The 22348-nt window shown below is 67.2% G+C and carries 18 protein-coding genes and 2 tRNA genes; 9 read left to right on the forward strand and 11 right to left on the reverse strand.

Annotated features, from left to right (window positions below):
* Positions 1-18: 18 nt before the first annotated feature.
* From hpnC to ACODRX_RS05515, 5 genes are all read right to left on the reverse strand, one after another.
* Positions 19-882, reverse strand: a complete 864-nt coding sequence (gene hpnC / locus ACODRX_RS05495; protein ID WP_488870073.1) for a squalene synthase HpnC — start codon at positions 880-882, stop codon at positions 19-21.
* Positions 883-937: 55 nt separating this feature from the next.
* Positions 938-1024 (reverse strand) — tRNA-Leu (locus ACODRX_RS05500).
* A 93-nt stretch (positions 1025-1117) separates the two neighbouring features.
* Positions 1118-2581: a sensor histidine kinase gene (locus ACODRX_RS05505; protein WP_488870106.1), complete on the reverse strand. Its 1464-nt coding sequence runs from the start codon at positions 2579-2581 to the stop codon at positions 1118-1120.
* A 154-nt stretch (positions 2582-2735) separates the two neighbouring features.
* Positions 2736-3467 (reverse strand): osmolarity response regulator transcription factor OmpR, encoded by a 732-nt coding sequence (gene ompR / locus ACODRX_RS05510; protein ID WP_488870074.1) that lies wholly within the window; start codon positions 3465-3467, stop codon positions 2736-2738.
* A gap of 323 nt (positions 3468-3790) precedes the next feature.
* Positions 3791-4573 (reverse strand): 3-hydroxybutyrate dehydrogenase, encoded by a 783-nt coding sequence (locus ACODRX_RS05515; protein WP_488870075.1) that lies wholly within the window; start codon positions 4571-4573, stop codon positions 3791-3793.
* 87 nt (positions 4574-4660) lie between these two features.
* Between ACODRX_RS05515 and ACODRX_RS05520 the strand changes: the two genes are divergently transcribed.
* The 3 genes from ACODRX_RS05520 (at position 4661) to ACODRX_RS05530 (ending at position 8083) form a co-directional block, all read left to right on the forward strand.
* Positions 4661-5596, forward strand: coding sequence for an alpha/beta fold hydrolase (locus ACODRX_RS05520; protein WP_488870076.1), 936 nt, complete (start codon positions 4661-4663; stop codon positions 5594-5596).
* Between the two features lie 13 nt (positions 5597-5609).
* Positions 5610-7847, forward strand: a complete 2238-nt coding sequence (locus tag ACODRX_RS05525) for a RelA/SpoT family protein (protein ID WP_488870077.1) — start codon at positions 5610-5612, stop codon at positions 7845-7847.
* Positions 7848-8006: 159 nt separating this feature from the next.
* Positions 8007-8083 (forward strand) — tRNA-Val (locus ACODRX_RS05530).
* Between the two features lie 200 nt (positions 8084-8283).
* Here ACODRX_RS05530 and ACODRX_RS05535 read toward each other — a convergent pair.
* Complete coding sequence (locus tag ACODRX_RS05535; protein ID WP_488870079.1) at positions 8284-9111, reverse strand: zeta toxin family protein; 828 nt, start codon at positions 9109-9111, stop codon at positions 8284-8286.
* 158 nt (positions 9112-9269) lie between these two features.
* Between ACODRX_RS05535 and phaR the strand changes: the two genes are divergently transcribed.
* The gene (phaR, locus tag ACODRX_RS05540; protein ID WP_488870080.1) at positions 9270-9803 is read left to right on the forward strand and encodes a polyhydroxyalkanoate synthesis repressor PhaR; all 534 of its coding nucleotides are present in this window, start codon (positions 9270-9272) and stop codon (positions 9801-9803) included.
* 103 nt (positions 9804-9906) lie between these two features.
* Complete coding sequence (gene rimO, locus ACODRX_RS05545; protein ID WP_488870082.1) at positions 9907-11319, forward strand: 30S ribosomal protein S12 methylthiotransferase RimO; 1413 nt, start codon at positions 9907-9909, stop codon at positions 11317-11319.
* A 160-nt stretch (positions 11320-11479) separates the two neighbouring features.
* Here rimO and ACODRX_RS05550 read toward each other — a convergent pair whose 3' ends face one another.
* From ACODRX_RS05550 to earP, 5 genes are all read right to left on the reverse strand, one after another.
* The gene (locus ACODRX_RS05550) at positions 11480-12292 is read right to left on the reverse strand and encodes a PPK2 family polyphosphate kinase (protein ID WP_488870084.1); all 813 of its coding nucleotides are present in this window, start codon (positions 12290-12292) and stop codon (positions 11480-11482) included.
* 33 nt (positions 12293-12325) lie between these two features.
* Complete coding sequence (locus tag ACODRX_RS05555) at positions 12326-13705, reverse strand: MATE family efflux transporter (protein WP_488870086.1); 1380 nt, start codon at positions 13703-13705, stop codon at positions 12326-12328.
* A gap of 9 nt (positions 13706-13714) precedes the next feature.
* The gene (locus tag ACODRX_RS05560) at positions 13715-14326 is read right to left on the reverse strand and encodes a DUF2239 family protein (RefSeq protein ID WP_488870088.1); all 612 of its coding nucleotides are present in this window, start codon (positions 14324-14326) and stop codon (positions 13715-13717) included.
* A gap of 242 nt (positions 14327-14568) precedes the next feature.
* Positions 14569-15123, reverse strand: a complete 555-nt coding sequence (gene efp / locus ACODRX_RS05565; RefSeq protein WP_488870089.1) for an elongation factor P — start codon at positions 15121-15123, stop codon at positions 14569-14571.
* Positions 15124-15313: 190 nt separating this feature from the next.
* On the reverse strand, positions 15314-16501 hold the full coding sequence (gene earP, locus ACODRX_RS05570) for an elongation factor P maturation arginine rhamnosyltransferase EarP (RefSeq protein ID WP_488870091.1): 1188 nt from the start codon (positions 16499-16501) through the stop codon (positions 15314-15316).
* Between the two features lie 124 nt (positions 16502-16625).
* Between earP and ACODRX_RS05575 the strand changes: the two genes are divergently transcribed.
* The 4 genes from ACODRX_RS05575 (at position 16626) to ACODRX_RS05590 (ending at position 22219) form a co-directional block, all read left to right on the forward strand.
* Complete coding sequence (locus tag ACODRX_RS05575; RefSeq protein ID WP_488870093.1) at positions 16626-17810, forward strand: CaiB/BaiF CoA transferase family protein; 1185 nt, start codon at positions 16626-16628, stop codon at positions 17808-17810.
* Between the two features lie 548 nt (positions 17811-18358).
* On the forward strand, positions 18359-18901 hold the full coding sequence (locus tag ACODRX_RS05580; protein ID WP_488870095.1) for a phosphatase PAP2 family protein: 543 nt from the start codon (positions 18359-18361) through the stop codon (positions 18899-18901).
* Positions 18902-18925: 24 nt separating this feature from the next.
* A complete protein-coding gene (locus tag ACODRX_RS05585; protein WP_488870097.1) occupies positions 18926-20509 on the forward strand; it encodes an ArnT family glycosyltransferase in 1584 nt (527 codons plus the stop codon).
* A gap of 81 nt (positions 20510-20590) precedes the next feature.
* Positions 20591-22219: a phosphoethanolamine transferase gene (locus ACODRX_RS05590; RefSeq protein WP_488870099.1), complete on the forward strand. Its 1629-nt coding sequence runs from the start codon at positions 20591-20593 to the stop codon at positions 22217-22219.
* Positions 22220-22348: the final 129 nt, after the last annotated feature.

Here is a 22348-nt window from a genome sequence, read left to right on the forward strand (position 1 = left end):
TGCAGCCTGAGCGAGGGCCTACATCCGCAGCGCGCGCCAGAGCAGGCCGGGCGCATCCAGCGGGCCGAGCGTGCGGCGCTGGCGCAGGCTGCCGCCCTGTTGCGCCCGCACCTTGGCCAGCATGGCCAGGCCGCCTTGCACCACCAGCCGCAGCTCCCAGCCGCTGCGCCCGGGCACGGTATGCACCAGCGGCGCGCCGCTGTGCATCAGCGCCTCGGCCCATTGCAGCAGGTCGGCGATCAGCGCCTGCATGGCGGGCGAGGGGTGCTGCGCCTGCATGTCGGCCAGGCTCACGCCAAAGCGCTCGCGGTCGGCGTCGCACAGGTAGTAGCGCTGGCGCGGAATGTCCACGCTCAGGTCCTGCCAGAAGTTGATCAACTGCAAGGCGCTGCAGACCGCGTCGCTTTGCGCCAGCGACGCGGCGTCGGCGATGCCGTACAGGTGCAGCAGCAGGCGGCCCACCGGATTGGCCGAGCGGCGGCAGTAGTCCAGCAGCTGCTCGCGGTCGCGGTAGGTGGCGCGCTCTGCGGTGCGGGCAATGTCCTGCATGAAGGCGCTGAGCAAGTCGTCCAGCAGCGCCACCGGCAGCCCGAACTGCCGGATCATCGCGGCCAGTGGCGCGAACACCGCATTCCAGGGCGACTGAGGCGCTTGGCCGGCAGCCACCCGCGCCAGCTCGTCGCGGTAGCGCGATAGCGCGGCCAGCCGCTGCCGGGCGCTGGCATCGCCCTCATCGGCGATGTCGTCGGCGGTGCGGGCGAAATGGTAGATGGCGGCGATCGGCGGGCGCAGCCGCGCCGGGCACAGCCACGATGCGACCGGAAAATTCTCGTAGTGCTGGATGGGCGCGGATTCGTTCACAGCGCGCATGCTAGCGCGCATACGAGGCCTGCAAAGAAAAACGCCACACAAAAAGCGTGGCGTTGTTGCATGCATGTGGTGCGCGGGGGGGGACTCGAACCCCCACACCATTGCTGGCGTCAGGACCTAAACCTGGTGCGTCTACCAATTTCGCCACCCGCGCAATCTGCCCTGCCGGACAAGAGGGCGATTCTACATGCAAGCCAGGCGGTCTCCGGGCGATTGCCGGCACTTTTTGGCCGACGCGCCGCCCGCCTCACAGATCGCCGAAATTGGTGGGGGCGTTGCGCCTGACCTGCGGGCGCTGCAGGCGGTGCTTGGTTTCCTTGCCCTTGGGCAGATCGGGCGCGCGCTGCAGCTGGATGCTGGTGACCAGGCCGGTGCCGTGGGTGGCATTGCTCATGCGCAGCTTGCCACCCATGCGCTGCAGGGTCTTGTCCACGATCGACAGGCCCAGGCCCGCGCCTGCCGCCGCGGTGCGGGCGGTGTCGCCGCGAAAGAAGGGCTTGGTGATGTTGGCCAGCTGCTCGGGCGGTACGCCGCGGCCGCGGTCGCGCACCTGGATGAGCAGGTTGCGCTCGCTGCATTTGATGGTGATGTCGACCTGGGTGTAGTCGGTGTCGGGCGTCTTGCCGTAGCGCCGGGCGTTCTCCAGCACGTTGGACAACACGCGCGAGAGCTCGATCTCGTCGGCCATCACCATCAGCTCGCGGGGCACGTCCATGTGGATCTGCAGCTCGTGGTGGTCCTGCACCGCGTAGACGCAGGAGGAGACCACGCCATGCACGTTGACCGGCGTGAGCTTGGCGATGGTGTCGGGCCGGGCGTAGTCGAGGAACTTGTCGATCGTGGCATCGAGCTGCACGATGTCGGCGACCATGTGCTCGCGCGCCACGTCGTCGAACACGCTCATCTCGGTTTCCAGCCGCAGCCGCGCCAGCGGCGTGCGCAGGTCGTGGGAGATGCCGGCCAGCATCACCGCGCGGTCTTGCTCCAGCTTGGCCAGGCGCTCGGTCATGCGGTTAAAGCCGATATTGACCTCGCGGATCTCGCTGGTTACCGCATCCTCGTCGAGCTGGGCGGCAAAATCGCCTTCCTTGAGCCGGTTGGTGGCGCTGGACAGCTGCTTGAGCGGGCGGTTGATCAGGCCGGCAATCGCGGCCGCGCCGGCCAGCGACAGGCCGGCCGCGGTCAGCACCCAGATCAGCCAGGTCTTGCCCCCGGCGGGCGTGTAGCGCGAGGGCTCGATCAGGAACCAGTTCTGGTCCGCGCCGATCGTGAAGCCCACCCACAGGCCATCCTGGCCGTTCACGCTTTGCGCGACCAGGGTGCCGGGGCCGAGGCGGTGGGTCAGCTCCTGGGTCAGGCGCAGTCCGAGCGGCGTGCCTTGGTCGAGCACCTCGTAGCGGTCGTTGGGCTCGCGCGGCACGATGCGCACGCGCTCCTGGTCGGCCATGGTCTTGATCAGGGCCACGCGCGCGATGGGGTCGGCATGCACCAGCGCCTCGCGGCTGAGGTTGACCAGCGAGGCGATCTGCTGCGCGGTCTGGATCGTGCGCGGCTCCAGCTCCAGCGCCCTCAGGGTCTGGACCCAGGCGAAGATGCTGCCCGAAAGCAGCACCGCGAGCAGGAAGAAGGTGCGCCAAAAGAGATTGAAGCCCAGCCGCTTGCGCTTGCGCACCGCGGGGTCGAGCGAACTCGCGGCCGCATCGAGCGGCATGAGTCCGGAGACTTCGTCGTGGGCGGCTGAGGAAACCATGGCCAGTTGCTTAGATGTGCGCGTGGCGCGCCACGCAGCTTGCCACGATCAGTGAGTTCATGAATCCGGTTGCCAGTCTACGCTGCGGCGGGCAGCGGCCGGCGCCCGACGCGGTTCAATTGTTGCCGTCGGGCACGAACACGTAGCCAACCCCCCACACGGTCTGGATGTAGCGGGGCGCGGCGGGGTCGATCTCCACCAGCTTGCGCAGGCGCGATACCTGCACATCCAGGCTGCGGTCGAAGGGCTCGAACTCGCGGCCGCGGGCCAGCAGCGCGAGCTTTTCGCGCGACAGCGGCTGGCGCGGATGGCGCACCAGGGTCTTGAGCATGGCGAATTCGCCGGTCGTCAGCGGCAGCTCTTCGCCATTGCGCGTCAGCACCCGCGTGCCCATGTCGAAGACGAAGGGGCCGAAGTTGACCACCTCGTTTTCGCCGGAGGGCGCGCCCGGCGCTTCCTGCGGCGGGCGGCGGCGCAGCACCGCGTGGATGCGGGCCAGCAGCTCGCGTGGATTGAAGGGCTTGCCGATGTAGTCGTCCGCGCCGACCTCCAGGCCGACGATGCGGTCCACATCCTCGCCCTTGGCGGTCAGCATGATGATGGGGGTGCGGTCGTTGCTGGCGCGCAGGCGGCGGCAGATGGACAGGCCGTCCTCGCCCGGCATCATCAGGTCCAGCACGATCAGGTCCACCGTCTCGCGCAGCAGCAGGCGCTGCAGGCCCTTGCCGTCCTCGGCGATCATGACTTCAAAGCCTTCGTGCGAAAGGTAGCGGCGCAGCAGGTCGCGGATGCGGGCGTCGTCATCCACCACCAGGATTTTGTCGACGCGATTCGGGGTAGTCACCATGTTCGGAATCCTTTGACATGTTTGCAACACGCCAACCGGGTAGGGCGCAGAGGCGGCCGCCAGCCGGAATGGCAAGAATGGGTCTATGTTACGAATTTTTTGGTGATTGTTCCCCGAAATCCTTGGAATTTACATTTTATTTAACAAATAGTATGGCTTTTGCCGTTCGATGTTGGTGGTTTATGCTGTTTTGAAGTATTTTTTGTGAGTGTTTCAATACTATGCAATTTATGCATTAATTGCTTAGCTGGGCTGGCTGACCATGAAAAAAGCCAGTGCGCTGTCTGCGCACCGGCTTGCACGGGCGAGATGGGGGGCGGCCGCTATTGCGCAGTCCAGCCGCCGTCCATGTTCCAGGCCACGCCGCGCACATTGCCCGCGGCGGGCGAGCAGAAGAAGACGGCCAGCTCGCCCAGCTCTTCGGGCGTGGTGAACTGCATCGAGGGCTCCTTCTCGCCCAGCAGCTGCTTCTTAGCCTCGTCGTTGCTGATGCCTTGCTGCGCGGCCTTGTCGTCCACCTGCTTTTGCACCAGTGGCGTCAGCACCCAGCCGGGGCAGATGGCGTTGCAGGTGACGCCGGTGGTGGCGTTTTCGAGCGCGGTGACCTTGGTCAGCCCCACGATGCCGTGCTTGGCCGCGACATAGGCGGCCTTGCCCGCGGATGCCACCAGGCCGTGCACCGAGGCGACGTTGATGATGCGGCCCCAGTTGGCCTTTTGCATCGCGGGCAGGGCCAGGCGGCTGGTGTGGAAGGCGCTGGAGAGGTTGATGGCGATGATGGCGTCCCAGCGCTCGGGCGGAAAGCTCTCGACGTTGGCCACGTGCTGGATGCCGGCGTTGTTCACCAGGATGTCCACCTGGCCGAACTCGCGGGCGGCATAGGCGAACATGTCCTCGATCTCGGCCACCTTGCTCATGTCGGCGCCGTGGTAGCCGATGCGGGCACCCGAGCCGCCCATGGCGGCCTGGATCTGGGACTTCGGGCCCTCGGTGTCGCCAAAGCCGTTCATGATGATGTGCGCGCCCTCGCGGGCGAGGGCCTTGGCCATGCCAAGTCCGATGCCGCTGGTGGAGCCGGTGACCAGGGCGGTTTTTCCTTTGAGCATTCGATATCTCCGATGACGTTACGGTAGGATGCAAGATCGTTCCCTGCCGGATCGTATCCGCAAATTGAAACCGCCATGCCACACGCCATGCCCCAGCCGACCCTGAACCATGTGACTTGCGCGGGCGCCGCCGCGGCCGCTGCCCAGCCATCGGAGGCCACCCACCGCATGGCCTACTGGGAGTGGAATGCCACCGGCAATCCGCAGCACCCGCATGTGGCGGTGTGCGTGCACGGGCTGACCCGCCAGGGACGGGATTTCGACGCGCTGGCCAGCCGGCTGTCGCAGCGCATGCGGGTGGTCTGCCCCGATGTGGCGGGGCGCGGGCGCAGCGACTGGCTGGCCGATCCGCTGGCCTACCAGGTGCCGCAGTATGCGGCCGACATGCTGGCGCTGCTGCAGCAGCTGCATGCCGCCGCGCCCATCGCGCAGCTCGACTGGGTGGGCACCAGCATGGGCGGGCTGATCGGCATTGTCGTCGCGGGCGAGCCTTCGGTGCAGCCGCTGCTGCCCGTGCCGCTGCGCCGCCTGGTGCTCAACGATGTGGGGCCGGCGATCGGGGCGTCCGCGCTGGCGCGCATCGGCCAGTATGTCGGCAAGGCCATGCATTTCGCCAGCGAGCAGGAGGCCGCGGATGCGCTGTGGAATATCTCCCGCAGTTTCGGGCCGCACACGGCCGAGCAGTGGCTGGCGCTGAGCCGGCCGATGCTGGCGCCCGATGCGGCGGGGGGCTTTCGGCTGCACTACGACCCGGCGATCGCCCAGGCGCTGCTGGCCATCACGCCCGAGGCCGCGGCGCAGGGCGAGCAGCTGCTATGGAAGCTGTATTCGCAGATCACCGCCCGGACCTTGCTGCTGCGCGGGGCGGATTCGGACTTGCTTTCCCGCGAGACGGCCCAAACTATGGCCGAGACCGGGCCGCGGGCCCGGGTCGTGGAGTTCGCCGGCGTAGGCCATGCGCCCACCATCGTGGCGCCGGACCAGATCGCGGCGGTTGCCGGATTCCTCGAAGCAGAGACATAGAAACAACGTCAACATGAAAAGTCTTTCGGCGGCAGCACAGCCCACAGCAGGCTCCGACAAGTTCCCCGCAGCGCCGGTGTCCCCGCTGGTAGCCGCCACCGCCAACGCCCTGCCGGTGCAGGAAAACGCGCTCACCCGCGCCCGGGCCTTCGCGCTGCCGCTGATCGCCGGCGAGAGCCTGGGCACCGGCGAGAACGCGCTGGAGCACGCCGACGCGGTGGCCGCCATCCTGCGGCACATCGGCGGCTCCGAGGCCATGCAGGCCGCCGCCTACCTGGTGCATGCCAGCGTGCACCTGAACAAGCCCCGCGAAGTCATCGCCAAGGTGTTTGGCGGCAGCTATGCCTCGCTGGCGGTCGAGACCACCGCACTGATGAAGGTGCAGGAGCAGGCGCGCCAGGCGGAGACCGGCCACCTGGTGGACGATCCGGCCACGCAGACCGAGAACATCCGCAAGATGCTGCTCGCCTTCTCGCGCGACCTGCGGGTGGTGATGCTGCGGCTCACCTCGCGCCTGCAGACCCTGCGCTGGTACGCGGCCAGCAAGCGGCCGGTGTCGCCCGCCATCGCGCGCGAAAGCCTGCAGGTGTTCGCGCCGCTGGCCAACCGTCTGGGCATCTGGCAGATCAAGTGGGAGCTGGAGGATCTGTCCTTCCGCTTCCTGGAGCCTGAGACCTACAAAAGAATAGCCAAGCTGCTGGACGAGACCCGGGTGGAGCGCGAGCTGTACCTGGAGAACCTGCGCGACCGGCTCGAATCCGACCTGCGCGCGCACAGCATCAGCGCCACGGTGGCCGGGCGGCCCAAGCATATCTACAGCATCGTCAAGAAGATGCGCGGCAAGTCGCTGGATTTCGAGCAGCTGTTCGACATCCGCGCGCTGCGCGTGGTGGTGCCCACGGTCAAGGACTGCTATGCGGCGCTGTCGCGGGTGCACGAGCAGTTCACGCCCATCGAGTCCGAGTTCGACGACTACATCGCCAGGCCCAAGCCCAACGGCTACCAGTCGCTGCACACGGTGGTGCGCGATGCCAATGGCAAGGCGATCGAGATCCAGATCCGCACCCAGGCCATGCACGACAACGCCGAGAACGGCGTGGCGGCGCACTGGGCCTACAAGGAGGCGGGCGCCAAGGGCTATGCCGGCGTGTCGGCCGACAGCGAGTACGACGCCAAGATCGCGGTGCTGCGCCAGCTGCTGGCCTGGCGCGGCGATCTGGTGGGGCAGGCCGAGGACAGCGGCCTGTTCGACGACCATATCTATGTGCTCACGCCCGATGCGGCGGTGATCGAGCTGCCGCAGGGCGCGACGCCGGTGGATTTCGCCTATGCCGTGCATACCGAGCTGGGCCACCGCTGCCGCGGCGCCAAGGTCGACGGCAGCATGGTGCCGCTGAACACGCCGCTGCAAAACGGCCAGACGGTGGAGGTGGCCACGGTCAAGGAGGGGCGCCCGTCGCGCGACTGGCTCAATCCCGATCTGGGCTACCTGGTGGGCAACCGCGCCAAGGCCAAGGTGCGGGCCTGGTTCAATGCGCAGATCACGCACGAGAACGTCAGCCGCGGCCGCGAGCTGGTCGAAAAGCTGCTGCAGCGCGAAGGCAAGACCGCGGTCAAGCTCGACGACCTGGCCGGCGAGCTGGGTTTCAAGAGCGCCGAGGCGCTGTTCGAGGTGGTGGGCAAGGACGAGTTGTCGCTGCGCACGATCGAGAACATCCTGCACCCGCCGGCGCCGGAGTTCGACCAGGACGAATACCTGCTGAACAAGCCGCGCCGTGCCAGCGAGGGTTCGGGCAAGGGCGGCGTGCTGGTGGTGGGTGTCGATTCGCTGATGACCCTGCTTGCCAAGTGCTGCAAGCCCGCGCCGCCCGATGCCATCGGCGGTTTCGTCACCCGCGGCAAGGGCGTGAGCGTGCACCGCTGCGACTGCAGCAATTTCCGCGAAATGAGCGCGCGCAACCCCGAGCGAGTGATTGACGTGGCCTGGGGCGAGGGGCGCAGCAAGAGCGCCGACCTGGCGGTCTACCCGGTGGACGTGGCGGTGGAGGCCGCCGACCGGCAAGGCCTGCTGCGCGACATTTCGGAAGTCTTCGCGCGCGAGAAGACCAATGTCATCGGCGTGCAGACCCAGTCGGTCAAGGGCACGGCCTGGATGACCTTCACCGTGGAGATCGCTGGCACCGATCGCCTGTCCAAGGTGCTGGCGCAAGTCGCCACGGTGCAGGGCGTACGCTCGGCCCGCCGGCGCTGAGCGGCAGATTTTTTGCCGCCGGGCCGCCCCAAGGCAAAAAGCGCCCCCTCGGCGGGCAGCGGCTACACGCAGTGAGCAAGCGCGGTGGTCTTTTTTGGCGGTTGCAGCAGATATTTGGGAAAGCCGGATTTTTCAGGCTATAATTTCAGCTTCAACGACAGGCGCATAGCTCAGCTGGTTAGAGCACCACCTTGACATGGTGGGGGTCGTTGGTTCGAGTCCAATTGCGCCTACCAAATTCCTCCTCTGAAACATGAGGGCCATAAACTCAAGCGGGAGATTTATGGCAGAAAACCCGGCCTTGAGCCGGGTTTTCTTTTGCCTTTTTTGGCCTTATTGCGGGGCGCTGCCGGCCGCGCTCAATGCGCGGGCTCCGATTCTGGATTCTGGTTGTTGCTTTGCGCAATGATCTTGCGCTGTTCTTCGGTTGCGGCCTTCATGGCCCGAACGAAAACACGCTGACGCTCTGCAGCGGGCGCGGCGCGCACGAAGTGCGCAAACCGGGTCTCGGATACCGAGAGCACGCGATTGGCTTCGTGTTTAATGCTTTCTCCTGTTGGCATAGCGAATAAATCTCTTGCGTGGTGTACCCGCTTGGCAGAACCGCTCTCAGGTTTTTCACGTCAGCATGGTGTACCGGGCGGCCATTGTCAATGGGCTTTACAAGCACTTCGACACGGATTGCGGCGCCAAATTCCTCAAGCGCTGCCTGTACGCAGGCTTGGGCCTGGACGAACTGTTCCGCGAATCTGTCAAATGGAATCTTGCGCCCTTCGACGGACTCCCGGGCCAGAACAAAAGCCCATGCAAGCGCAGGCTCCTGATAGACATAGAGTATTTGGACGAAGCGACCCTTTGCAAGGCTGCAGCGTATGTTGTCACGCGATTTTTGCAGGTTCGAGAAAGTCCCGTCCAAAATGAAGGATTGCCTCTGGCTCAGTGCCCGGTCCAGCACGCGCTCGACCAGCAGTGAGACCGCGGGTTGCACCATCCAGGAGTTGTCGCCGGTATAGCCGGGTATCAGTTCGCGGTACTCATCCGGATCGATACGAAGGATTTCAAGGCCTTCTTCGTTGAACTGTGCAATGTATGCTTTCGAAGTCTCGGTTTTGCCTGCGCCGGGCGAGCCCGCCATGAAGACGGAAACGGGGTCATCCTCCCGGGGGTAGCGGGCGGTGTCCGTGATGCTGCGGCTCAACGCCGTGCGGTTCGCCTTCACCCAAGCCCTGGCCCCCTCGATGAATTGCTGCTCTTGCTCGGTCATGGCGCATTGTGATCCCAAGCCTGGACGCTCTTGCTTTGAGCGCATGCATAGTCAGGGTAAATGCTGCACTGCGGCAGGGTGCCGGTTACTACAATGAGGGCGGCTTGGCGGCGTTTGCCGCGTGGGTCGTGCATTCTCAACTTGTCAGGAGTCACCGCGTGTCGGAGAACCAAGCAACGGGCGCTGCGGCGCCGGCCGAGCGAGTCATCAAGAAATACCCCAACCGCCGTCTGTACGACACGCAGACCTCGGCCTACATCACGCTGGCCGAGGTCAAGGCGCTGGTGATGCAGAACGCGCCCATTGCCGTGCGGGATGCGAAGACGGGCGACGACCTCACGCGCAGCATCCTGCTGCAGATCATCCTGGAGGAGGAGGCGGGCGGCGCGCCGATGTTCTCCGAGGCCATGCTGGCCAACATCATCCGCTACTACGGCCATGCGATGCAGGGCTTCATGGGCTCGTACCTGGAGCGCAACGTGCAGCTCTTCACCGAGATGCAGAACCGCTTCGCCGAGCAGATGCAGGGCATGACGCCCGAGGCCTGGCGCAAGATGATGGGCATGCCGGGATTCGGCGACGTGGCGGGCAACTACCAGGAGCAGTCCAAGCAGATGTTCACCCAGATGCAGGAGCAGATGCAAAAGCAGACCGAGCAGCTGCTGGGGGCCTTCGGCATCAAGAAGCCCTGATACCGAGCCGGGTGCTCGCAAAGGCGCACCTCGGTGCGCCTTTGCTCTTGGGAATGCCCTGCGCATGGCGCCCGCGGCGCCGACCTGCGAAAATATCGCCCCTATGAGCGATACGATCACCACACTCCCACGACCCACCGATGCCGCCAAAGCCCCGAAGGTGGGCTTCGTCTCCCTGGGATGCCCCAAGGCGCTGACCGACAGCGAGCTGATCCTCACCCAGCTCAGCGCCGAGGGCTACCAGACCGCCAAGACCTTCGAGGGCGCGGACCTGGTGATCGTCAACACCTGCGGCTTCATCGACGATGCGGTCAAGGAAAGCCTGGACACCATCGGCGAGGCGCTGGCCGAGAACGGCAAGGTGATCGTGACCGGCTGCCTGGGCGCCAAGGCGGCATCCGACGGCGGCAACCTGGTCAGGGAGATCCATCCCAGCGTGCTGGCGGTGACCGGGCCGCATGCCACGCAGGAGGTGATGGACGCGGTGCACACGCACCTGCCCAAGCCGCACGATCCCTTCATCGACCTGGTGCCCGGTGCGTTCGGCGAGGCCGGGATCAAGCTCACCCCCAAGCACTATGCCTACCTGAAGATCAGCGAGGGCTGCAACCACCGCTGCACCTTCTGCATCATTCCGTCGATGCGCGGCGACCTGGCGTCGCGCCCGATCGGCGATGTGCTCAAGGAGGCCAAGGCGCTGTTCGAGGGCGGCGTCAAGGAGCTGCTGGTGATCAGCCAGGACACCTCGGCCTATGGCGTGGACCTGAAGTACCGCACCGGTTTTTGGAATGGCAAGCCGGTCAAGACCCGCATGCTGGAGCTGGTGCAGCAGCTGGGCGAGCTGGCCCGCGCGCACGGCGCCTGGGTGCGGCTGCACTATGTGTACCCGTACCCCAGCGTGGACGAGGTGATCCCGCTGATGGCCCAGGGCCTGGTGCTGCCCTACCTGGACGTGCCCTTCCAGCACAGCCACCCCGATGTGCTCAAGCGCATGAAGCGGCCGGCCAACGGCGAGAAGAACCTGGAGCGCATCCAGCGCTGGCGCGAGCTGTGCCCCGACCTGGTGATCCGCAGCACCTTCATCGCCGGCTTTCCGGGCGAGAGCGAGGAAGAGTTCGCGCACCTGCTCGACTTCATCCGCGAGGCGCAGATCGATCGCGCCGGCTGCTTCGCCTACAGCGATGTCGAGGGCGCGGCCGCCAACCAGCTGCCCGGCATGCTGCCGCAGGAGCTGCGCGAGGAGCGCCGCGCGCGCTTCATGGCGGTGGCCGAGGAAGTCTCCACCCAGCGCCTGCAGCGCCGCGTGGGCGCGACCATGCAGGTGCTGGTGGACAAGGCGGTGGCGCTGGGCAAGAAGGGCGGCCTGGGTCGCAGCTACGCCGATGCGCCCGAGATCGATGGCGTGGTGCACCTGCTGCCGCCCGAGAAGATCAGCAAGACCTACAAGGTGGGCGAGCTGATCCGGGCCCGCGTGCTGCGCACCCAGGGGCATGACCTGGTGGCGCTGCCGGTTTAGCGCCGCTAGCACAGCCCTTGATACGTCGTTGCTTCGTCGGGGGCGCCTAGCCTTGTCGTACTACTGTACTGCCTGCGGCTTGCCGATCGCGGCCCGGCGCCTCGTCTCAACCGCAAATCTTCGATTTGCTGGGTTGTGCTAGCAGCTCTTAGGCAAAAACCTATTCGACCTTCAGGCCCTTGAGCTCGGGCTGGTCCACCGGGTACTGCGGGTCCAGCTCCTGCAGCACCTTGTTCAGCAGGCGGTTGACCATGAGGTTGCGGTGCAGCTTGTTGTCTGCCGGCACCACGTACCAGGGCGCGTGCTTGGTCGAGGTGGCGTTCAGCAGATCCTCGTAGGCCTGCTGGTAGTCGCTCCAGCGCTTGCGCACCTCCAGGTCGCCGAGGTCGAACTTCCAGCGTTTTTCCGGGGTATCGATGCGGTCCTGCAGGCGCTCGCGCTGCTCGCCCTTGCTGATATGCAGCATGCACTTGAGCACGGCGGTGCCGTTTTCGGCCAGCAGGCGCTCGAAGTCGTTGATCTGTGCGTAGCGCAGCCGCGTGGTGTCGGCATCGATCCAGCCGTTGACCACCGGCACCAGCACATCCTCGTAGTGGCTGCGGTTCCACACGCCGATCTCGCCGCGCGCAGGCACTACCGCATGGCAGCGCCACAGGTAGTCGTGCGCCAGCTCCTCCTTGCTCGGGCTCTTGAAGGTGGCCACGCGGATGCCGAGCGGGCCGGTGCGGGCGAACACGCCGCGCACCGAGCCGTCCTTGCCGCTGCCGTCCATGCCCTGCAGCACCAGCAGCACCGAGCGCCGGGCCTCTGCCTGCAGCGCGCGCTGCAGCTTGGCCAGGGCTTCGTTGAGCTGCAGCAGCTCGGCCTCCTGGCCCTTCTTGTCGCCGCTGGCAAATGGCGTGGCCGCCGGGTTGGCGTCCTTGAGCTGGAATTTGCCGGAAACTGGTATGCGGTAGTCTTTGAGATCGGGCATGGGCGCTGTGCGAGGTGGGTGAAGAGGTCGTTTTTACACCATCCGGCGGATCGGCTTGTGCTTCCACACCCGGTGGTAGTACAGCGACTGCAGCGCCAGCGTGATGGTGTAGGACAGCGGAAGCGCCAGCCACACGCCGGTCAACCCGAAGCGGCGGCTCAGCAGCCAGGCCATTGGCAGCTCCAGCAGCGCCAGCACCGCGATGGTGATGCCGGTGGGCACCAACACGTCGCCGCTGGCGCGCATTACCGCCGACAGCGCCACGAAGCAGCCGAAGATCAACCCGCTCCACAAGATGATGTGCAGCAGGTGCACCGCGGTATCCACCACCTGCGCATCGGCGATGAACAGGCCCAGCAGCGGCCGCGCCAGCACGCTGCCGGCCAGCGCCAGCGCGGCGCCGATGATCAGGTTCATGCGGATCGCGGTGGCCGCGATCGCGCCCAGCTGCTGCGCGCGGCCGGCGCCGATGGCTTGCGCGCCCAGGATGGACGCGGTGATCGCCACCGAGATGATGGGAAACTGCGCGAACGCATTGATCTGGTTGACCGCGCCATAGGCCGCGGTGGCATTGGAGCCGAAGCCGTTGACCAGCGACACCACCACCAGCGCCGCCAGCGAAGAGGCCACCATCTGCACGCCGGTGGGGATGCCGACGCGCAGGATGGCCTTGAGCAGCGCCAGGTCGATGCGCAGCGCGCGCCACAGCGCCGCGCCGGGCGCGAGCGGGCTGCCGATGCGGCGCAGGCGCCAGCCCAGCCACAGCAGCGCCAGCGTGAAGCCCAGGATCATCGACACGCCCGCGCTCATCACGCCCAGGCGCGGCAGGCCCCACCAGCCGGCGATAAGGGCGGGCGTGGCCACCAGGCCCACGCCGGTGGAGACCACCAGCGACCACATCGGCGACACCGTGTCGCCCACGCCGCGCAGCATCGAGGTGGCCAGCAGGAACACGAACAGGCCCGGCATGCCCAGCAGCACCACGCGCGAATAGGTGGTGGCCGTCTCCAGGATGTCGGGCGGCGTGCCCAGCAGGTGCATCAGCGGCGCGCTGAACAGGCCGCCGAACAGGGCTACCACCGCGCCGAAGGCCAGGCCCACCGCGAGGCTGGTGCCGGCGATGGCGCGCACCTTGTCCGGCATGCGCGCGCCCCAGGCCTGGCCAATCAGCACCGAGGCACCGGCGCCCAGGCCGATCATGAAGGCGATGAACAAAAACATCACCGGAAAGAAGGCGGCCACCGCGGCCAGCGCCTGCACGCCGAGCATATGGCCGAGGAAGGCGCTATTGATGGTGCCCGACAGCGATTGCAGCGTGTTCGCCAGGATCATCGGCCCGAGAAAGCGCAGGAACACGCGCCACTGCGGTTGCACGCCGGCCGCCGGGGCGCCGTGGAGAGGGGGAGATTGCATGGAGGGTAGTTATTCGGATTGCCACACCGGCGCGCTGAGCCGGTGCAGGTAGGCCAGCACGTCGCCGGGCCAGCTTTGCGTGTGCAGCACGAAGGGTTGGTACTGGCGCGCAAACAGGGCGCGGCAGGCTTCCTCGAAGCCGGGCAGGTCGCCCGCCATCTCGCTCATGAAGCGGTAGCTGGCCTCGGTGGCGGCGCGCAGCGCGTCCTGCGCGGCGCTGGCGTTGCGGGCCTCGTCGATCAGGCGGCGCAGCGTGCCGGATGCGCCGCCGGGCTGGCGGCCCAGCCAGTCCCAGTGCCGGGGCAGCAGCGTCACCTCGCGCGAGATCACGCCGAGCTTGGGGCGGCCCACCGAGCGCGGCTTGGCAGCTGGCGCGGCTTCGGGCTGCGGCGTTGGCTGCGGTGCTGACTGCGGCGTATCCGCGGCCGGCGCCAGTTCGCTGCGCCAGTCCAGGTCCAGGCGCATGCCGCTCTGGTCGTCGAACACCCACAGCGGCGCCAGGCTGCTGCCCTGCGTGGCGATGTCGTGGTGCCTCAGGTACTGCAGCACCGCGCTGCGGTCGCCCTGCAGCAGCTGGTGCTTGCCCTGGAAGATGGTGTAGTGGGGGGAGGTGTCGCTCATGATGTCTGTCATATTACCTGGGTTAAATTGATGATGTCAATTTGATCTGGGTAAATTAATGTAGAGCGCTTGCATGCAGCAAAAAAAAGAACCCCCACGCTTGCTCACTGCGTGTAGCCGCTGCCCCCGAGGGGGCCGCTTTTTGCCTTGGGGCGGCCCGGCGGCAAAAAAAAAGCCCTGCGCATGAAGCGCAGGGCCTTGGCTGTATCGCGTACCGCGTAAGGGTCGCAGCAGGGGCGCGTTTACACGCGCTTGCGGTATTCGCCGGTGCGGGTGTCGATTTCGACCTTGTCTTCCTGGGCCACGAACAGCGGCACGGCCACTTCGAAGCCGGTGGCGATCTTGGCGGGCTTGAGCACCTTGCCGGAGGTATCGCCCTTGACGGCGGGCTCGGTCCAGGTGATCTCGCGCACCACGGTGGTGGGCAGCTCGACCGAGATGGCCTTGCCGTCGTAGAACACGACTTCGGCTTCCATGCCGTCTTCCAGGTAGTTGATGGCGTCGCCCATGTTCTCGGCTTCGACTTCGTACTGGTTGAACTCGGCGTCCATCCACACGTACATCGGATCGGCGAAGTACGAGTAGGTGCAGTCCTTCTTGTCGAGGATCACGTTGTCGATCTTGTCGTCGGCCTTGAACACGTTCTCGGTGCCGAAGTTGCCGATCAGGCTCTTGAGCTTCATGCGCACGGTGGCTGCGCCGCGGCCGCCGCGGGCGTATTCGGTCTTCAGGACGACCATCGGGTCCTTGCCGTGCATGATCACGTTGCCGGCGCGGATTTCTTGAGCGATTTTCATAGCAGATTTGCCTGTGGTGGAGCCGCTCAACCTGGCTGCGGGCGGCTCGCTGTGCCGGGGCGGCACGGGTCCACGGTAAGGCCCGTGGTAAAGGGCGGCTGCGCCACTGCTGATTCCGCGGCGTTGTGCGCCTCACTGGATGCGGGCCCGGCACGATGCCGAAACCGCGAAAGGCACAAAGACCGCAATTCTAACCTTTTTCTTTGCTGGCAGCGAATGCCCGCAGCTGGCTGGCCAGATCGGCCTGCGCCAGCAGCCGGGCGCGCGCCTGCTGCACGCAGGCGCGCCACTCGGCCAGCAGCGCCGGCGTCAGTGCCGGCCAGGCGGCGCCCTTGCCGCATGGCAGGCCGTTCCACAGCGCATGCGCCAGGCGCAGGCTGGGCGGGGCATCCAGCCAGTCGAGAAAGGCCTGGAGCTTGCCGTGATGGGCTTGGTCATGCTGCGGGTAGATGTTCCAGAGCAGCGGCTGGCCGGCCCACAGCGCGCGCACCAGCGAGTCCTCGCCACGCACGCAGTTCAGCTCGCTCGCCCAGAGCAGTTCGTCAAAGGCCGGCTGCGGCAACAGCGGTAAAAACAGTAGCTGGCAGCGATTGATGGATAAGGGTTCTGAAGTGTTTTGTATCTGAAATTCCCTGCTGTCAAGCGCTATGTGCTCCTGTTCCAGTAGCGGTTGCAGCGCGGCCGTGGCGCGCCCGGCAGTCACCGCGAGCGACAGCGGCTGCGCCGCCGCCGGCAGCGACCGCCACCATGCGGCCAGCCCGGGCGGCTCATAGCAAAACAGCGAGATCTGCGTGGCGGCCACGGGCAGGCCGTGCTGGCGGCGCCAGCGCTCGGGCTCGAACGCGGCCTGGCGCCCGGGCAGATCGGCCTCGCGCAGCAGGCCGCCGGTGTCCGGCGTGAAGCCGGGGTAGAAGAACCAGCGCGTCCAGCCTGCGGCCGGCCCGCTGGCCAGCAGCGAGGGCAGGCGGTGGCTGCGTGCCACATAGGCTTCGGCCGACAGGTATTCGAGGTTGATCCACACCGGCTGGCGCCGCCCGCCAAGGCGCACGCGCTGCGCAAGCTGCTCCAGGTAGGCCGCGGGCGGCTCGCAGCCAAAGGCCTCCACCAGCACCTGCGGCGGCGCGGCGGCGAGCAGTGCCCGGGTCGCGGCATCGGGCGCATCGGGCCAGCGCAGCACCTGCACCTGGGGCGGGGCGCCGCCGGGCGCCATCCAGGCGAGGGCGCTGGCGTCGTCCACCCACAGCCGCACCTGCTCGCCACTTGCCGCCAATTGGCAGGCCAGGCGCCAGCAGACGCCGATGTCGCCGAAGTTGTCTATCACCTGGCAGAAAAGGTCCCAGATGCGCGGCGCGTTGGCGGCGGTGGATGGCATGCTCATGGGGCCGGATTATCATGCTCGCCAACTGTTCCATCCCGCCCGAGGTCGTGCCATGCCGGATTCCCGCTCCACCGCCGCTGCTTCAGCCGCCACTTCTCACGCTGTTCCCGCTGCTGCCACCCCCATGGCCTTGCAAGGGGTCAAGGTGGTGGAGATGGGGCAGTTGATCGCCGGGCCGTTCTGCGGCAAGACGCTGGGCGAATTCGGCGCCGAGGTGGTCAAGATCGAGGCGCCGGGCGCGGGCGATCCGCTGCGCAACTGGCGCCTGCTCAAGAACGGTACCTCGGTGTGGTGGCAGGTGCAGTCGCGCAACAAGAAGTCGGTGGCGCTGGACCTGCGCCAGCAGGAGGCGCAGGCCCTGGCGCGCCAGCTGATCGCCGAGGCCGACGTGCTGGTCGAGAACTTCCGCCCCGGCACGCTGGAGGGCTGGGGCATGTCGCCCGAGGAGCTGCACGCGCTCAACCCGGGCCTGGTCATGCTGCGCATCTCGGGCTACGGCCAGAGCGGGCCGTACCGCGACCTGCCGGGCTTTGGCGTGATCGGCGAGGCCATGGGCGGGCTGCGCCACCTGACCGCCGAGCCCGGCCGCGTGCCGGTGCGCGTGGGCGTCTCGATCGGCGACACGCTGGCCGCGCTGCATGGCGTGATCGGCGTGATGATGGCGCTCTACCACCGCAAGGTGAACGGCGGCCAGGGGCAGGTGATCGACGTGGCGCTGCACGAGGCGGTGTTCAACGTGATGGAGAGCCTGATCCCCGAGTACAGCGCATTCGGCGCGATCCGCGAGGCCGCCGGCAGCGCGCTGCCGGGCATTGCGCCGTCGAATGCCTATCCCTGCCAGGACGGCTGGGTGCTGGTGGCCGGCAATGGCGACTCCATTTTCAAGCGGCTGATGGCGGCGATAGAGCGCCCCGACCTGGAGCGCGATCCCGCGCTGGCCGACAACGCCGGGCGCGTGGCGCGCATCGCCGAGATCGACGCGGCCATCGGCGACTGGACCCGGCCGCGCAGCGTGCAGGCGGTGATGGAGCGGCTGGCCGCCGCGCGCGTGCCGGCCGGCAAGGTCTACACCGCCCGCGACATCGCCGAAGACCCGCACTACCGCGCGCGCGACATGCTGCTGACCCAGCACACGCGCGACGGCTACAGCCTGGAGGTGCCGGGCATCGTGCCCAAGCTCTCGGCCACGCCGGGCACGGTGCGCAGCAGCGCGCCGCATGTGGGCGACGACACCGAGTCGGTGCTGCGCGGCATGGGCCTTGGCGATGCGCAGATAGCCGAGCTGCGCGCGCGCGGCGTCGTGCAATGAGCTAGGCCAGGGGGGCCTGGCGAAGCAAGGGCTGCATATCCGTATGCAGCCCTTTGCATTGGTGGCCGGCATGAAGAGACTGTGTCTGCACGACTTTGCGCGAAAGTGCTCACAAACACTATTAAGATGCATTCAATAGGTTTCTAAATGTAAATTTATTGAATGAAAATGTTTTTTGCGCATTAATATTCGCGACAAATTCAAAAGAGAAGATTCGTTGAATCTGTTGCAAGAAGTTCGCATCGTACCGGCTGCCGGCATCCCGGCACCAGGCGATGCCAGTGAACGGGCTTCTGGCTGGAGAGGGTAGCAAGTTGCATTTCTGTGCCGGGCGGCAGTGCCTGCCCCGGTAGCTTTGCCGTGGCCCGGCCGGCCGCGGTTTCCCGCCATGGGTGGCGGCCGAAAAATTAAGTAAACGCTAAGGCAGTCTCGCGGATACTGCGGCCCGCTGAGCTTCAGCAGGCCGGTATCGCAGGCTGCCCTTGTGAGGGGGGCCGAATCGGCCCGATGTTGAAGAGCACGCACCGATGAACTTTATCAACCGACAAATGTTTGCCTGGATCGCCGCGGGGCACGCCCCCAATACTGAGCTGCTGACATTGGCGCGCCTGCTGGCCGATGGCGGCGGATGGCTGGCCTTTGGCGGCGCGGTCTGGGCCATGTGGCGCATGCCCTCCAAGCTCGGCTACCTGCTGTGCGCGGTGGCGGTCAGCGGCCTGGCGGCCATGGCGGCCCATGCGCTGGCGGACTATATCAACCACCCCCGGCCCTTCATGATCGGCCTGAGCCCCGAATACGTGGAGCATGCGGCGCGCGGCTCGCTGCCCAGCGCGCATGCCACCGTGCTGTGGACCCTGGCATTCATCTGCCTGCACAGCCTCGACCTGCGGCGCCTGGGGCTGTGGGTCTGCGCCTGTGCGCTGGCCACGAGCTGGGCCCGGGTGTATGTCGGCATCCACTTTCCGCTGGACATCCTGGCCGGCATGGGCCTGGGCGCGGCCATCGCCTTCGTGTTCGGCACCATCCGGCTGGCCGCACTCAGCTCGCCGCTGGCGGGCCAGCGCCTGTTCGCGCCCGACGACGAGCGCTGAAGCCCGGCCGGCGAGCCTATCTCCATGAGCCTTCTCCATCCCAGCCGCCGCGCGGCGGCCGGCGCCCCGGCAGCGCCCGCTGCCGGCGGGTTTGCACTTTCACTGCCCCTGGCGGCGCTGCTCAGCCTGGCCTGGCTGATGGCGCTGGCCTGGATCCGGCCCCTGAGCCATCCCGACGAGGGGCGCTATGTGGTGGTGGCGCTCGACATGCTGCGCACCGGCGATTGGCTCACGCCGCGGCTGGCCGGCATGCCGTTCTTCCACAAGCCGCCGCTGTTCTACTGGATCTGCGCGGCCGGGCTCAAGGTCTTTGGTGTCCATGAATGGGTGGGGCGGCTGCCCTCGCTGCTGGGCGCGGCCATGGCGGCGCTGGGGCTGCTGGCCTTTTTGCGGCTATTCGCGGCCGAGCCGCTGGCGCGTGCCAGCTGGCTGGTGCTGCTGACCCTGCCGCTGTTCTACCTGGGGGCGCAGTACGCCAACATGGACATGCTGGTCGCGGGCTGCCTGGCGGCCACGGTGCTGCTGGGCGCAGCGGCCGCGCTGCGCCACCACGGCGGCCTGCCCTGGCGCGGCCTGCTGGCCGGCGCCTATGCGTTTGCGGGCATCACCTTCCTCGCCAAGGGCTTGATCGGCTTCGTGCTGCCGCTGGCCATCCTGGTGCTGTGGTGCGCCTGGGGCCGGCGCTGGCGCCAGCTGCAGCTGCTGCTGTGGAGCCCGGGCTGGGCGATCACGCTGGCGGTTGCCGGGCCGTGGATGTGGGCGATGCAGCAGCACCATCCGCAGTTCTGGGACTACTTCATCGTGACCCAGCATTTCCGCCGCTTCACGCAGCAGGGCTTCAACAACCAGCAGCCTCTGTGGTTCTACCCCGCCTGCATCCTGCTGGCGAGCCTGCCCTGGACGGCGCTGCTGGCGAGCCGGCGGCTGCTGAGGCTGCGGCGCATGCCGCAGCTCAGCGCGATCGACCGCCTGATGGTGGTCTGGGCGGTGGTGGTGGTGGGCTTTTTCTCGCTGCCCCACAGCAAGCTGGTGGGCTACATCATGCCGGCGATGCCGCCGCTGGCCTACCTGCTGGCGCGCCTGGCGCTGTGGCGCTGGGCGCCGCAGCCCGGGCGCAGGCGGCTGGCGCCGTGGGGGGGCGGCGCGGCCCTGCTGTGCGCGGCGCTCGCGCTGGCGCTGGGCACGGTGGCCGTGCCGCCATCAACCCAGCTGCGGGCGCTGCGCCAGTTCGCGGTGCAGCCGCAGGACAAGCTGGTCATGCTCGACGGGCTGGCCTATGAGCTGCCCTTCTACCTGCGGGTGCAGGGCGAGCCCTATATCTACTCGAACTGGGACGACCCCGGGCTGGCGCTGCGCGACAACTGGAAGAAGGAGCTGGCCGACGCGGCCGGCTTTGCCACGCCCGAGCAGGCGCAGCATTTGATCGGCCGCGCGCAGCTGCGCGGGCTGCTGTGCGGCAAGCAAGGCGTGTGGCTGGTGTCGGACGGCAGGGACTTCGCGCGCAGCGTGCCCGAGCTGGCGGCGATTGCGCCGGTGTTTAGCGCTGGCGATATACGGCTGTGGCATGCGCCGCAGGGCTCGGCGCTGCTCCGGGACTGTGGTGGCTGAGGGACGTTTCAGCCCATGATGTCGCGGCGAGAAATGTTCAGGGAAATGCCCAGAGCAATGTCCAGGGAAGTGCCTAGGGAAATGCCCACCTGGCATGCGGTGGTGATGGTCAGCCTGTGGCTGGCGGCATTTTCCAACGTGGCCCTGTGGCAGCGGCTGGCCAGCCTGCCGCAATGGACCGCGGCGCAGAGCTGGGAGCTCGGGCTGGGCCTGGGCTGCATGATCGCCGGCGCCATGGTGGCCATCCTGGGGCTGCTGGCCTGGGGGCGCGCCACCAAGCCGCTGCTGCTGCTGTCGGTCTGGGTGGCGGCGTTCGCCGCCTATTTCATGCTCAGCTATGGCATAGCGATCGATACGGTGATGCTGGTCAATGTGCTGCAGACCAATGTGCGCGAGTCGCTCGACCTGCTGCACTGGCGCATGGCGGCGGTGGTCGGCGTGCTGGCCCTGCCGCCCAGCTGGTGGCTGTGGCGCGCGCGGCTGGCATCCGCCACCGGGCTGCGCCAGGCCGTGCGCAATGCGGGCCTGGTGCTGGGCGGCATGCTTTTGGCGCTGGCCGCGGGGTTGCTGGTGTTCCAGCCGCTGTCCAGCGCCATGCGCAACTACAAGCAGCTGCGCTATATGATGAATCCGCTGGCCACCTTCTATGCCGTGGGCGATCTCGTCGCCGCCAGGCTGCACCATGCGGATGCCAGCCTGCATCGCATCGGCGAGGATGCCCGGCTGGGCGCCAGCTACCAGCGGCAGCCGGCGGCGCCGCTGCTGGTGCTGGTGGTGGGCGAGACCGGGCGGGCGGGCAATTTCGGGGTCGGCGGCTATGCCCGGCCGACGACGCCCATGCTGTCCGCGCGCAGCGACCTGATCGTGGCGCGCAACGCCTGGTCCTGCGGCACCAGTACCGCGGTGTCGCTGCCCTGCATGTTCTCGCACCTCAGCCGCACCGAGATCGACGACGGCAAGCACTACGAAAACCTGCTCGACATACTGCAGCGCGCCGGGCTGGCGGTGCTGTGGGTGGACAACCAGGGCGGCTGCAAGGGCGTGTGCGCCCGGGTGCATTCCGCGAAGACCTCCGACGCCGGCGAGGCCGACCCGGCGCTGTGCGCAGACGGCGAGTGCCTGGACATGGCGCTGCTGGACGGGCTGGGCGAACGCATCGCGGCCCTGCCGCGCGAGCAGCGCGAGCGCGGGGTGGTGCTGGTGCTGCACCAGATGGGCAGCCACGGGCCGGCCTACTACAAGCGCTCGGCGCCGCAGGACAAGCGCTTCCTGCCCGAATGCACCAGCAATGCGCTGCAGTCATGCAGCCGGCAGGAGCTGCTCAATGCCTACGACAACAGCATCGTTGCCACCGACCGCATGCTGGGCACGCTGATCCAGTGGCTGGCGATGGCGCATGCGCGCCAGCCCACCGCGATGATGTACGTGGCCGACCATGGCGAGTCGCTGGGCGAGAACAATATCTACCTGCACGGGCTGCCTTACTCGGTGGCGCCCGATCTGCAAAAGCACATCCCATGGATCACCTGGCTGTCGCCGGCCATGCGCCAGCGCATGGGGGTCGAGCTGGGCTGCCTGCAGACTTCTCTGGCGGGGCAGCAGATCTCGCACGACAACTATTTCCATTCGGTGCTGGGCATGGCCGATGTGCATACCGGGCTCTACCAGCCGGCGCTGGACATGTTTGCGCGCTGCGCCGCCCGGGGCTGAAGAGCGCCCGCTTGGGGTCATGCCGTTCACTTAGCCAGTGAACGGCATGAGCTCTTCGGGAGACCCAGCGTAGCGCAAGCGTGGAGCCTTGTTTTGAGGCCAGAGGCCGGGTCTCGCCCCGGCGGGCGA

Source organism: Comamonas sp. FG99, assembly GCF_057808605.1.